This is a genomic window from Streptomyces sp. NPDC020801 (assembly GCF_044334385.1).
Taxonomy (GTDB): Bacteria; Actinomycetota; Actinomycetes; order Streptomycetales; family Streptomycetaceae; genus Streptomyces.
Genome location: NZ_JBIRST010000011.1, coordinates 201,159 through 211,258, shown reverse-complemented (window position 1 = coordinate 211,258; position 10,100 = coordinate 201,159). Strand labels below are relative to the sequence as shown.

17 protein-coding genes are annotated in these 10,100 nt (G+C 69.5%); 1 reads left to right on the top strand and 16 read right to left on the bottom strand.

What is annotated here, in order from left to right; genetic code table 11:
- Nucleotides 1-64: 64 nt before the first annotated feature.
- The 6 genes from ACH4UM_RS23665 to ACH4UM_RS23640 all read right to left on the bottom strand — a co-directional run bounded on the left by ACH4UM_RS23665 (nt 65) and on the right by ACH4UM_RS23640 (nt 3,417).
- A complete protein-coding gene (locus tag ACH4UM_RS23665) occupies nt 65-442 on the bottom strand; it encodes a DUF4326 domain-containing protein (protein WP_398182600.1) in 378 nt (125 codons plus the stop codon).
- A 196-nt stretch (nt 443-638) separates the two neighbouring features.
- The gene (locus ACH4UM_RS23660; RefSeq protein WP_398182597.1) at nt 639-953 is read right to left on the bottom strand and encodes a helix-turn-helix domain-containing protein; all 315 of its coding nucleotides are present in this window, start codon (nt 951-953) and stop codon (nt 639-641) included.
- Entirely contained in the window at nt 950-1,291 is a 342-nt protein-coding gene (locus ACH4UM_RS23655) for a hypothetical protein (protein WP_398182594.1), read from the bottom strand. The genes ACH4UM_RS23660 and ACH4UM_RS23655 overlap by 4 nt, the downstream gene beginning before the upstream one ends.
- Nucleotides 1,288-1,707 (bottom strand): DUF4326 domain-containing protein, encoded by a 420-nt coding sequence (locus ACH4UM_RS23650; RefSeq protein ID WP_398182592.1) that lies wholly within the window; start codon nt 1,705-1,707, stop codon nt 1,288-1,290. Before ACH4UM_RS23650 ends, ACH4UM_RS23655 begins: the two co-directional genes overlap by 4 nt.
- Nucleotides 1,704-2,492 carry an ATP-binding protein gene (locus ACH4UM_RS23645; protein ID WP_398182589.1) on the bottom strand — a complete coding sequence of 263 codons (789 nt, stop codon included), beginning with the start codon at nt 2,490-2,492 and terminating at the stop codon, nt 1,704-1,706. Before ACH4UM_RS23645 ends, ACH4UM_RS23650 begins: the two co-directional genes overlap by 4 nt.
- A gap of 13 nt (nt 2,493-2,505) precedes the next feature.
- The gene (locus tag ACH4UM_RS23640; RefSeq protein WP_398182586.1) at nt 2,506-3,417 is read right to left on the bottom strand and encodes a hypothetical protein; all 912 of its coding nucleotides are present in this window, start codon (nt 3,415-3,417) and stop codon (nt 2,506-2,508) included.
- 170 nt (nt 3,418-3,587) lie between these two features.
- Here ACH4UM_RS23640 and ACH4UM_RS23635 point away from each other — a divergent pair, with 170 nt between their 5' ends.
- Entirely contained in the window at nt 3,588-3,809 is a 222-nt protein-coding gene (locus ACH4UM_RS23635) for a hypothetical protein (protein ID WP_398182583.1), read from the top strand.
- Nucleotides 3,810-3,867: 58 nt separating this feature from the next.
- Here the strand turns inward: ACH4UM_RS23635 and ACH4UM_RS23630 are convergent, their stop codons facing one another.
- The 10 genes from ACH4UM_RS23630 to ACH4UM_RS23585 all read right to left on the bottom strand — a co-directional run bounded on the left by ACH4UM_RS23630 (nt 3,868) and on the right by ACH4UM_RS23585 (nt 10,099).
- Nucleotides 3,868-4,905, bottom strand: coding sequence for a DNA cytosine methyltransferase (locus ACH4UM_RS23630; protein ID WP_398182580.1), 1,038 nt, complete (start codon nt 4,903-4,905; stop codon nt 3,868-3,870).
- Complete coding sequence (locus ACH4UM_RS23625) at nt 4,902-5,747, bottom strand: hypothetical protein (RefSeq protein WP_398182577.1); 846 nt, start codon at nt 5,745-5,747, stop codon at nt 4,902-4,904. The genes ACH4UM_RS23630 and ACH4UM_RS23625 overlap by 4 nt, the downstream gene beginning before the upstream one ends.
- Nucleotides 5,744-6,010 carry a hypothetical protein gene (locus tag ACH4UM_RS23620; RefSeq protein ID WP_398182574.1) on the bottom strand — a complete coding sequence of 89 codons (267 nt, stop codon included), beginning with the start codon at nt 6,008-6,010 and terminating at the stop codon, nt 5,744-5,746. Before ACH4UM_RS23620 ends, ACH4UM_RS23625 begins: the two co-directional genes overlap by 4 nt.
- Complete coding sequence (locus ACH4UM_RS23615) at nt 6,007-6,564, bottom strand: HNH endonuclease (protein WP_398182571.1); 558 nt, start codon at nt 6,562-6,564, stop codon at nt 6,007-6,009. The genes ACH4UM_RS23620 and ACH4UM_RS23615 overlap by 4 nt, the downstream gene beginning before the upstream one ends.
- Nucleotides 6,561-6,935, bottom strand: coding sequence for a hypothetical protein (locus ACH4UM_RS23610; RefSeq protein ID WP_398182568.1), 375 nt, complete (start codon nt 6,933-6,935; stop codon nt 6,561-6,563). Before ACH4UM_RS23610 ends, ACH4UM_RS23615 begins: the two co-directional genes overlap by 4 nt.
- Nucleotides 6,932-7,336 carry a hypothetical protein gene (locus ACH4UM_RS23605; RefSeq protein WP_398182566.1) on the bottom strand — a complete coding sequence of 135 codons (405 nt, stop codon included), beginning with the start codon at nt 7,334-7,336 and terminating at the stop codon, nt 6,932-6,934. Before ACH4UM_RS23605 ends, ACH4UM_RS23610 begins: the two co-directional genes overlap by 4 nt.
- Nucleotides 7,333-7,665 (bottom strand): hypothetical protein, encoded by a 333-nt coding sequence (locus ACH4UM_RS23600; RefSeq protein WP_398182563.1) that lies wholly within the window; start codon nt 7,663-7,665, stop codon nt 7,333-7,335. The genes ACH4UM_RS23605 and ACH4UM_RS23600 overlap by 4 nt, the downstream gene beginning before the upstream one ends.
- Before the next feature lie 63 nt (nt 7,666-7,728).
- Nucleotides 7,729-8,520 carry an ATP-binding protein gene (locus ACH4UM_RS23595; RefSeq protein WP_398182560.1) on the bottom strand — a complete coding sequence of 264 codons (792 nt, stop codon included), beginning with the start codon at nt 8,518-8,520 and terminating at the stop codon, nt 7,729-7,731.
- Nucleotides 8,517-9,362, bottom strand: coding sequence for a PD-(D/E)XK nuclease-like domain-containing protein (locus tag ACH4UM_RS23590; RefSeq protein ID WP_398182557.1), 846 nt, complete (start codon nt 9,360-9,362; stop codon nt 8,517-8,519). Before ACH4UM_RS23590 ends, ACH4UM_RS23595 begins: the two co-directional genes overlap by 4 nt.
- Entirely contained in the window at nt 9,359-10,099 is a 741-nt protein-coding gene (locus ACH4UM_RS23585; RefSeq protein ID WP_398182554.1) for a hypothetical protein, read from the bottom strand. The genes ACH4UM_RS23590 and ACH4UM_RS23585 overlap by 4 nt, the downstream gene beginning before the upstream one ends.
- Nucleotide 10,100: the final 1 nt, after the last annotated feature.

The window sequence follows — 10,100 nt, the reverse complement described above, 5'->3', positions numbered from 1 at the left end:
TGTCATGCCTGGTTCGGGCTGGTTGGTGGTGGCGTGTCCTTGGCGGGCGGGCACCAACACGCGCTCAAACGGCAGGGGTGGGGTTGGCGAGCTCCAGCAGGACGTCGGCGTGGCAGGGCATCGCCTCCGGGCACCAGCACATGAGGTCCCGACCGTGAAGCCGGTGCGCGAAAAACTCGGCCTGCTCGCTACCGCCGGGGGTGCGGAGCATCGCCCGGAACTCGTCGACGGCGGTCTGCCGGGCCTCCCGCTCGCTGAACACGGTGGCGACCGTCCGCCCGGTCACGCCCGGCGCCGCGTCGACGAAGACGCACCAGACCTTCCCGACCCGGGCGATCTGGAAGGGGTTGCCGTACAGGGTGGGGCGGCCGACGTAGACGGCTCCCTCGGGTGCGCGCCAGCCGAAGACTCGACGGCGCTGAATCCGGCGCGGGGTGCTCATCGCGGGTTCCTTCCGGTGTCGGTCAGGTGCCAGCCGCCGCACTGGGCGCACGGCTGGGGTGTGAGGTGGGCGTCGCCGGACCAGGCGGGCAGCGCGGCAAGCGCGTAACCGCGGGACCGGTAACGGGGCCGGCCGGTCGGGCAGACGCGGCGCGGGCGGATCACCGCGGGCGGGTGGGGCAGCCACGGGCGGGACATCAGGCGGCGCTCCGGTCTTCGGCGCGCCAGCGGTAGACGGTGCGTTCGGTGACGTCGAGGATTCGGGCTATCTCCGACGCGGGCAGGCCGTGGTCGGTGAGGCCACGCGCGACCATGACGCGTTCGAGGCGGGTCAGTCCGGGCGAGGGCCGCTGCTCGGCGACGATCAGCTCAACGTCTGTGTCGTCGGCGACGGTCCACTCGGTGAAGTGCAGGTCGCCGTGCCGGGCGAGTCGCTGCCGGTGCATCTGGCAGATACGGCGACCGGGGCGCGCCGTCTTGGTGCAGTCGTCGATGGTGCAGTGACGGCTCATGCGGCAGCCTCCTCGAGCGCCTCGGTGGTCTCCTTCGGCTGGCGGAGGCGCTGCTCGGCTTCCGCGACGAGGGCGAGGAGGGCGGGCCGGCAGGGGGTGGTGTTCATGGCGCCGGTGCAGTCGGTGGTCGGGGGGATGTAGCCGTTCCACTTTTCGGGTGCTGTGAAGTTGATCGGCCGTTCGGTGAGCTTGGCGGCGAGATCGGGGTAGCGGAGGACGAGTCCGCGGCGGTGGGCGGCGTCACGCTGGGCTGCTGCCATGTGGAACTTGATGAACTTGCCGAGCTCGCCGTCGACCTTCAGGGCGCGAACGTCGTCGTAGGTGAGTGCAGTGGTCATGCCGCACGCTCCGAGGTGTTGGCGAGTTCGAGCAGGACGTCCGCGTGGCAGGCACGCTCGGGCGGGCACCAGCACATGAGGTCGTGGCCGGCGAGTTCCAGGCGCGCCTGCTCGACGACCTCGGGCCGCTCGGCGATCCAGCGGCGGTACAGCTCGACGACCTGCTCGGGGGTGGCGTCCTGCACGAGGTGCGACGTCACCTTGCCGTCGGGGTGGACGAAGGCGTGCCGCTGGCCGGATGTCTTGCCGAGGCGGCCCTCGTGCTCCCACTCGCTGCCGTCGAGCGCGGGCATGCGGACCTGCGTCTTATTGAGCGGGTATGCGTTGCCCCAGCGGCTGCCGCGGCCGACGTAGACGACGCCGTCGGGTGCGCGCCAACCCTTCGTGCGCTTGCGCTGGATTCGGATCGGGCTCATGCCGCCATCCCCTTCCGGCGGTCGTCGCCCTTGAGGGCGACCCGCTCGCACATCTCGGTGAGCCGGGAGGCGATGCGCTCGCCGAGGACGTCACGCAGCTGCGATGGGGGCACGTTGCTGGTGAAGATGCCGGGCCGGCACTGCTCGTACCGGTGGTTGATCAGCCGGTAGGTGACCTCTTCGGTCCACTCGGTGAGCTTCGCCGCGCCGAGATCGTCGACGAACAGGACGCCGGCTTGGGCGAACTTGTCGAACTCGGCTTCGCTGTCGCGCCCGGCGCGGGGCCGGAGCTGGGCGTACAGGTCGGCGGCGGTGGTTGCGGTCCAGATGGCGCCCGCTCCGGTCTCGGCGAGGGCGCGCAGGACGGAGTAGGCGTAGTGCGTCTTGCCGGTGCCGGTAGGGCCGACGATGAGGAGCGAACGGGTGTCGTCAGGGTTGGTGGCGACGGCTCGGGCCCATGCGGCGGCGGTGTCGTCGGGGGTGACTTTGGCGTAGCGGCGCGGGACACGGCTGGCGAAGTAAGTGAGGGAGCGTTCGCGCTGTTCGGAGACCTGCTGGCCGAAGAACTCGCGGAGATACTGAATGTCGCTGTCGGGCAGGTCGGTGAGGGGGATCTCACCGCGGAAGTGCTGCATCAGGCGCTCGTAGCCTTGCCCGGTGTCTTCCGCATGGTCTCGGTAGTCGCCTTCCATCGGGATGACGTAGCGGCCCTTGGGGATGCCGAGTCCGGCGAAGTCGACGCCGAGCGAATTGCGCTTGCTGGGCGGTGTCCACTGTTCGGGCATGACGGGGTCCTCCTTAGATGAGGGGTTCGTCGTAGACGGACTGGTCTTCTGGGTTCTTGAAGGGCTGGAAGCCGCCGGAGACGGCGCGGAGCGGCGGCCGGTTGGCGCGTTCGGAGGCGAACTTGGCGGAGCGGCGGATCCACTTCTGCCACTCGGCCGGCCAGTTGGGGCGGCGGCTGCCGTTGGCTCGGAAGTGGTCGAGGAATTGCGCGGTCTCGTAGTCGAGGTCGAGGCCGGCGCCGAAGGTGCGCAGCGACCAGGCGCGCATCGCGTCGGTGAGTTCGAAGCCGTCGACATCGATCGGGGCGGGCGCGAAAGCGTCAAGATCAGCCGGCCTGCTACCGGTAGATCCCCCACCTACATCAGCCCCGTCGTAGTTCTGGGAGGGGAGGGGAGGGGAGGGGACACCCGTTGCACCCTCCTGGGTGTCACGGCGTGACGTACCGTCCTGACCTGCGGCTGAGTCTTCAAACAGGGGTGCATTTTCGACGCGGTTTGCCGCCGAACTGGCGTCATTTCCGCGCGAGTTTGAGCTCAAATTCGCCGCAGAATCGTGCGAGCTTCGGTTCAGGCGGGCGTTGTCGCGGCCTCGCTGCTGCCGCTTGCGTGCTGCCTCGCGGGCGGCTTCGATCTGCTGGCGGGACTTGTTGTAGTCGAGGTAGTCGTGGATGTAGTAGCCCCCCTCGGCCGGCTGCGGGCATCGGGGGCAGCTATGACCGGGCTCGTGGAGCATGCCGACGGCGAGGAGCTTGCGAATCGTGGCCGCGGTGCCGTAGGCCGTGACGATGTCGCCGTCGAGGTGGCCCTCGGTGAGGTGCTTGGTGGCGTGCACGCCGAGCCGGACGAACAGGCCGACTGCGGCATTGCCCGCCTTGCGCACCTTGGGGTGCGTGTCGAACCCGTCATCAAGGGCGAACCAGGCCATGGGTTGGTCTTCTCTCGTTTGCGCTGGTCAGGGCATGGGTGAGCTGTCGCCCGTTACGGATCTTCGGCGCACATCCATGATGCCACATACATGTGGCCACGTGCGAGTGTCAGAATCAAGACGGTGGGCCGGGCTTCCGTGTGGCCACCTCGATGTGCGAACATGCAGGCATGCCCGTCACCGAAGAGACCGTTGCCGCCCTGCGGAAGGCAGTGCGCACCAAGACCGCCGCTGAGAAGCGCGCCGACGACGCCCGTGCTGCGCTGGCCATCGCCATGGCCGACGCCATACGGGAGGGCATGAAGCAGAGTGAGGTCGTCGAGCTGACGGGATACACCCGGGAGCACGTCCGCCGGCTCGTGCGCGAGGTCGAGGATCAGCGCGCTTCCTGACATCTCCCCTCCTCTCCTCCGGGGCCCCGCAATCGCGGGGCCCTTCGCCGTGTCCGGGCTAGGCGGCGGCTGGCTGGCTCTCGGTGGCGGGTAGCGGGATGCCGGTGGCGGCGGAGGCGACGTGCGCGGCGAGCAGCGGCGGGACGGCGTTCCCGATCTGCAGCGAGCGCTGCCCCTTGTTGCCGTGGAACGGGTAGCCCGGGCGGAACGTCTGGAGGAGAGCGCCCTCCTCGGGCGACAGGTTCAGGTGGCCCTCGGCCTGCTTGCCGCCGACATGGCCGACGGTGCCGGAGATGGTGGGTGCTGGCTTCCGCCAGGCCCAGTGCTTGCGGTCGTCCATCGCCTTGCGCATGGCCCGCCTAGTGGCGTTCCCGAACGGCTCGGGGCCGCCGGTCGCGGTGCCGCCGCCGGTGACGGTCGGCGCGGGCCGGTCGGTGTAGCCCCAGCCGAGCGCCTCGGCCATGGTGATCCACCGCGGCAGGTCGTCGCCGAACAGACCGAAAGCACCGTGCTCGCTGTGCGACGGCGCGGGCGCGGTGACGGCCCGGGCTCGGGAGGCGATGAGGATGGCGCGGCGCCTCGTCTGCGGGACGCCGTAGTCGGCGGCGTTGACTACGCCGACCCACACGCTGTAGCCCCAACTCCGCAGCACGGCGGCGATCTGCCGGAACAGCGGGAGGACGTCGGGGACTTCCTCCATGCACACCCATTCGGGCCGCAGGTCGTACAGCCAGCGCATCGGTTCGGCAGCGAGGATGCTCCGCTCGTCCTTACAAGCGGCCTTGAGCTTTGCCCGGGTGTCGCGGCCGTTGGCGAGGTCGTGCACGGTCTGGGTAATGAGCGGCTGATCCTCGAGACCGCCGCGCTTCCCGGCGCGGGACCATGCCTGGCACGGCGGTGAGGCGATCAGCCCGGTGATACGGCCGGCGAACGGCGCGGTCGGGTAGGCGGCGACGTCAGTCTGGATGACTGGGTGGCCGGCGGCGTGCGCGGTGCGGCATGCTGCGGTCTCCCACTCCAGGCCGATGTCCGACAGGCCGAGCATGCGCAGGCCCTCAGACCAGCCGCGCGGGCCGCTGAAGAGATCCACAATCACGCGGCCACCTGCTTCCGCTGCCGCCGCTGGCCGGCGCGGAGTTCGCGGACGACTCCGGCGACGGTGGATTCGCTGATGCCGAGCCGGTCGGCGATGTCCCGGGTGGGGAGGTTGAATGCGTCGAGGTGTTCGATCTCGGCGCGGCGGACGGCAGCGAGGTCGTTGCGCTTCAGTTCCAGCTCGTTGGGCTGCTCGACCTCGGGCTGTTCGTTGGGGTCGTCGATGTCGTCCCAGGCGAGCGGCCCGTGCCAGCCTTCGGCTGCGGCGCGCCGTTCGTTCTTCCAGTTGCGGCCGCGCTGGTGGGCGAGTTGGCGGTAGGTGTCGGCCAGTGCGGTGGCGGCCTTGTTGTCGATGACCTTCCAGCGGCCGTCGGCGAGGAGGCTGATGCTGGCGACGCTGAGGCCGCTGAGGGCGGCGATGTCGGCCCGGCTGTGGCCGAGGCTGTAGAGGGCGCGGATGCGGCGGGTGGAGCCGATGGCGGGGCGTTCGGCGTTGCCGTCGAAGCTGCGAGGCTGGACGGCGAGGATGCGCTGCGCCTTGCCGGTCTGGCAGGTCTTGTTGCGGCCGGTGGTGATGTAGGAGATGACGGCCTGTGAGACACCGGCCTCGCGGGCGATCATGGTTTGGCTCATGCCGCTGGCGCGGAGCATCAGGATGTGCGGCAGGACTTCGCTGACGGGGACGAGGTTGCGTTCGCCGCGCTGTCGGCGGAGTTCTCGCTGCAGGTCCGCCAGGCGGTGGCCTCGCGTGCACTTAGTGCAGCGGCAGGGTGGGCGGGTTCCAGTGCGGTTGCCCTTGTAGCGGGCGTCGCTCCCGTGCGGCGCGATCTTGGTGGTCTTCACGAGTGGTCCTCCTTCCGGGCGGCGTGGGGCAGGGCGTTGATGCGGCGGCAGGCGATGAGCAGGTCGATGTCGGTGCCGGGCTGGTTGTCGGGTGCGGCGGGCGTGTTGCGGAGGCGTCGCCGGTCGCGGGCTCGTTCGGCGAGGTGGAAGGCCAACCCGGTGGCGCAGGTGAGGACGACGGCGCCGACGGCTTCGACGGCGGTGACGGGGCCGATGCCGTAGGTGGCGAGCTGGTCGGTGTACCAGTCGACAAAGCCGGTCATGCGGCCCGCCTTTCGGCTGCGCGGGCGGTACGGCGCTGGGCGGCTATCTGCCGGCCCTTCGCGGTGGCGTGGCGCACCTCGCCGTGGACCCAGCGACTGATCGTCGTTTGCCCCACGCCGAGGACCTCGCCGATGGCGGCCTGAGTCATTCGGCCGCTGCGGTACGTGGCTATGGCCCAAGCCACCTGCTCGCCAGTCGTCGTTACGTTGTGGTGGTCGAGGCCCAGCCGGACTCCGTTCCGTCCGCGCCCCTTTGACGCCATGTCGGCGGCGTTCTCTGCCTGGGTGCCGGCGAACAGGTGGCTCGGCCGGACACAGGCCGGGTTATCGCAGCGGTGGCAGATGCCGAGGCCTTCGGGCAGGGAGCCGTGTTCCAAGGCGTAGGCGACGCGGTAGGCGTAGTAGACGCGGTTCTTGATCCTCATCCGGCCACGGCCGCCGCGCGTCTGGGCGACGCCCTTCCACGTCCAGCAGCCGGGTCCCTGCTCGACTTTCGCCAGGAAGCGCTGCCGGATGATCTGCATCTCTTCGGGAGTGAGGTTCAGCGGGATCACGCGGCGGCCCTCCGCTCTGCCCGAGCGGCCCGGCGCGTAGCGGCGATGCTCAGACCCTTGCCGGTGAGACGCCAGCAGGAGATCCGGTGTCCGTGCGTGTTGGCCTGGGTAGACGGGATCATCCGGCCGGTGTGCTCGATGACGCCGGCGGTGCGCAGGCTGTTGATGGCGGCGCCGAGGAAGCCGGGGCCAAGGTCGGGTAGCACTTCGCGCAAGTCGTTGCAGCTCCACTCGGCGCGGGTCTCGCCGAAGTGGAGGACGGCCTGTTCGACGAGGAAGCGGTCCCATTCGGAGTGGCGGGCGATGTCGTCGAGGAGGGCGTCCTTCTCCGTGGACGCGAGACGCTCGGCGACGGAGAGGCGGCGGGTCATGAGGCGGACTCCTCGTCTGCGGGAATGGCTTCGATGTGGAGGCCGGGTTGCGTGCCGTTGACGGTGTGGCGGCGGCCGTCCGGGCTGGTGACGACGAAGTCGAGGCCGCGCGAGATGCCGTTGGACCACTGCCACGCGTCGGCGATCTCGCCCTCGAACGTGACGCGCACCTTCGTGCCCTTCCGGGCCAGGGCGCGGAGTCGGGCTTCCTCGTTGGTGAGGGCGTGCATGGGGCGCGGCTTGGGTGCGTGAATGACGGTGACGCGTGTGGGGCGCAGGCCCGGGACGGGGCTGTCGCACTTGCAGGCGACCTGCTCGGGGTCCGGCGGCTGCACCTTGCATGACTTGTCGCAGCGGCGGCAGTACCAGACCAGCAGCGTCGACTCGGGGAGGGCGGTCATCGTCCGGCCTCCTCGGGTGTGCCGTGCTGCTCGAGCTCGGCGTCGGTCATCAAGGCGTGTGGCGGGAGTCCGGTGCGGAGGACGTCACGGAGGTCGCGGGCCGTGACCCGGTAGGTGTGGGCGACGGTGGCGGCCCACTGCTGGCCGGAGTCGGCGTCGACGAGCAGTTCCTTGGGCAGGCCGGGGTCGATGGCGTCGGCGAAGTGTTCCCAGCGGCCGGAGAGGTCGGCGAGCGCGGCCCTGAGGTCGGTCTCGGTGCGGGTGGGCAGGTCGTAGTCGGGGCCGCGGTGGGCCAGCGCGTCGAGCAGTTGGCGGAGGAAGTTGCGCATCGTGTGGTCTCCTTGGGGGTGGCCGCCCCGCAATGCCCGCGGGGCGGCCGTGATGTGTGCGGGCTACTGCTGGTCGTCGGTCTCGGGCGCGGACCCCTGGGCTGGTGCTTCGCTGAGCCAGGCGAGAAGCGGTCCGGCGATGTCGCGTGCTCCCTGGGGACGCTTGATGACCTTGCGGTTCAGTGCGGGGCAGCGGGACTTCAGGACTTCGAGCGTGTTGTCGATGTCCATCGCCACCGCGACGTCGAACTCGTACTCGATGCCCTTGCGTTGCTCGGGCCGGGTGCCGACGCGCTGAGGCTTGCCGCCGTCCAGGACCCACTCGGTGTAGGAGCGCATCGAGGCGACGACGTGGCCGGGGTAGGCGAGGATCGCGGCGACCATGTCGTTCTGCATGGGGGTGCCGTCTTTCCAGCCGGCGAACTTGTTGCCGCCGTACCGGCTGCTGGCCTTCTCGACCTGGTCGAGGGTTCCGTCGGTGCCCTTCCAGAAGTGGGAGAGGCTGTCGACGAACACGGTGGGGTATCCGACCTGGGCGGCGGAGTCGAGGATGCGGATGAGGTCGCGCGGGTCGTAGCGGTCCAGGGAGACGGCGTCGAACTGGATGCCGCCCATTCCGGCGTACAGGCTGGCGGCCCCTCCCTCGGTGTCGATGACGCCGAACTTGGCGCCTTCGGACAGGCCGTGGGCGATGGACAGCCCGGTCCAGGTCTTGCCCGAGCCGGACATGCCCTGGATGGACAGGCGGGCCTTGCGGCCGGCCTTGCTGGCGGGACGGAACGCGAACTGCTGCGAGGAGCCGTTCTGTTCGGCGGCAGGGCGTGCGGTTCGGACGGGCGGCGGAAGCTGGGTCACGAGTTCTCCTCTTCGTACTTGCGCTCGACCCACTTGGGGAGCGAGATGTAGGTGGTGCCTTCGCTGTAGGCGGGCCAGTAGTCGGTCTCCCGGCACGTGGCGTAGGTGTAGAAGGCGCGGTCGTTGAGCTCGCCGCCGATGACGCGCGCCGGGAAGTCGAGCTCGACGACGGTCACCAGGTAGGGCGGCTGCTTCTCCTGAAAAATGAACTTGAAGGAGCCGGTCGACGGGATGAGTCCGAGGTGGATGGCACCACGCCGGTAGAAGTCGTCCTGCTGGTGGTAGCCGTAGTCCTGCACGGCTTTCTGCAGGTAGTCGGGGTGTACGGACCGTGCCGACTTGTAGTCGACGATCTCCTCGGGGCGGAGCCAGTCGAAGCGGCTGCGCCGCCAGATCCCGTCCTCTTCCCAGAAGATCGACTGTTCGGCGAGGCCGCTGCCAGGGGTGAGCAGATCGGACGCTTCCGGGTGGTTGGCGAGGGCTTCCGCCATGTCGTCGATGCGTTGCCTGGCCTCGGGCTTGAGCGGCACCTTGCCGGCCGCCCGGATCGCGGCGACACGGGCCTTGGTCTCGTTGGTGTCCCAGCGCTTCTCGTCGACGACGATGAGCTCGGGGCCGTTGCCGAGGATGACGGTGTGGGCGGCTGTGCCGAACTCGAACTCGGGCTTGTAGGGCTCGGGGTTGTCGAGGAAGTACTTGAAGCGGGCCGGGCAGTCTGTGATGCGACGGGCACCGGTGGAGGAGAGGCTGCCGCCGGGGATCGGGTCGGAGTGGTACAGGTCGGCGGGGATGTCGTACAGGCCGGGCTCGACCTCGGCCGGCGCCTCGACGGCGGCGGTCACTGGCTGTCTCCGTAGGTGTTGGAGAGGGCGTGGCCAGCCATCTCGGCGAGCTGTTCGTCGGAGGCGGTGTAGAAGGCATCGGCCTTGGTGATGGCGTCGTAGACGTCGCGGGCCCAGCGGGCGTCGCCGAGTGCGGTGTGGGCGACGCTCGGCTTGGGCGGTTCGATGCCCATGAGGCGGGACAGTTCGTAGGACTTCCAGCCGTCCTCCAGCAGGGCGTCGGCACGGCCGTAGAAGGCGGCGTCGCAGTTCTGCTTGGTGAGGGTGTAGGCCTGCCCGTACAGGTGGCCGACGGCGAGGGTGGCGATGTCGACGGTGCGGTAGTGCCAGCGGGGAGGGACGCCAGCCTCGTGGAAGATCTTCGACAGGAACCGGTCATCGAAGGCGGGGTTGGATCCGACGAGCATGGCGCCATCGAGAATGGCCATCAGGTCGTGCATGAGGTCTGCCTCGGTAAGGGGCGTGACCTTGACCGGTGTGGTGGTGGAGATCTCGATGGCGAACTCCCCGTCGGGGACGGCGAATCGCTGCTCGTACTGGTTGATCTCCAGGGCCTTCGGGTCGGCCTCAGCAAGGCTGGTGCGGATCTGGAAGAGGTACTCCAGGTCTGCCGCTCCGGGACGGCGGAGGATGACGGCGATCTCCCACGCGTCGTGCTTGCGGGGGTCGAGGCCGGTTGTCTCGGTGTCAATGAAGGCGAGCGGCCGAGGCGCGCTCTTGGTGCTGCTGGTGTGCATG

Bases quoted from the DNA above. Each gene is read 5' to 3' on its own strand.
- ACH4UM_RS23655 (WP_398182594.1), bottom strand. From the start codon at position 1,291: ATGACCACTGCACTCACCTACGACGACGTTCGCGCCCTGAAGGTCGAC.
- ACH4UM_RS23585 (WP_398182554.1), bottom strand. From the start codon at position 10,099: ATGCACACCAGCAGCACCAAGAGCGCGCCTCGGCCGCTCGCCTTCATT.
- ACH4UM_RS23665 (WP_398182600.1), bottom strand. From the start codon at position 442: ATGAGCACCCCGCGCCGGATTCAGCGCCGTCGAGTCTTCGGCTGGCGC.
- ACH4UM_RS23645 (WP_398182589.1), bottom strand. From the start codon at position 2,492: ATGCCCGAACAGTGGACACCGCCCAGCAAGCGCAATTCGCTCGGCGTC.
- ACH4UM_RS23610 (WP_398182568.1), bottom strand. From the start codon at position 6,935: ATGACCCGCCGCCTCTCCGTCGCCGAGCGTCTCGCGTCCACGGAGAAG.
- ACH4UM_RS23640 (WP_398182586.1), bottom strand. From the start codon at position 3,417: ATGGCCTGGTTCGCCCTTGATGACGGGTTCGACACGCACCCCAAGGTG.
- ACH4UM_RS23650 (WP_398182592.1), bottom strand. From the start codon at position 1,707: ATGAGCCCGATCCGAATCCAGCGCAAGCGCACGAAGGGTTGGCGCGCA.
- ACH4UM_RS23600 (WP_398182563.1), bottom strand. From the start codon at position 7,665: ATGCGCAACTTCCTCCGCCAACTGCTCGACGCGCTGGCCCACCGCGGC.
- ACH4UM_RS23605 (WP_398182566.1), bottom strand. From the start codon at position 7,336: ATGACCGCCCTCCCCGAGTCGACGCTGCTGGTCTGGTACTGCCGCCGC.
- ACH4UM_RS23660 (WP_398182597.1), bottom strand. From the start codon at position 953: ATGAGCCGTCACTGCACCATCGACGACTGCACCAAGACGGCGCGCCCC.
- ACH4UM_RS23635 (WP_398182583.1), top strand. From the start codon at position 3,588: ATGCCCGTCACCGAAGAGACCGTTGCCGCCCTGCGGAAGGCAGTGCGC.
- ACH4UM_RS23620 (WP_398182574.1), bottom strand. From the start codon at position 6,010: ATGACCGGCTTTGTCGACTGGTACACCGACCAGCTCGCCACCTACGGC.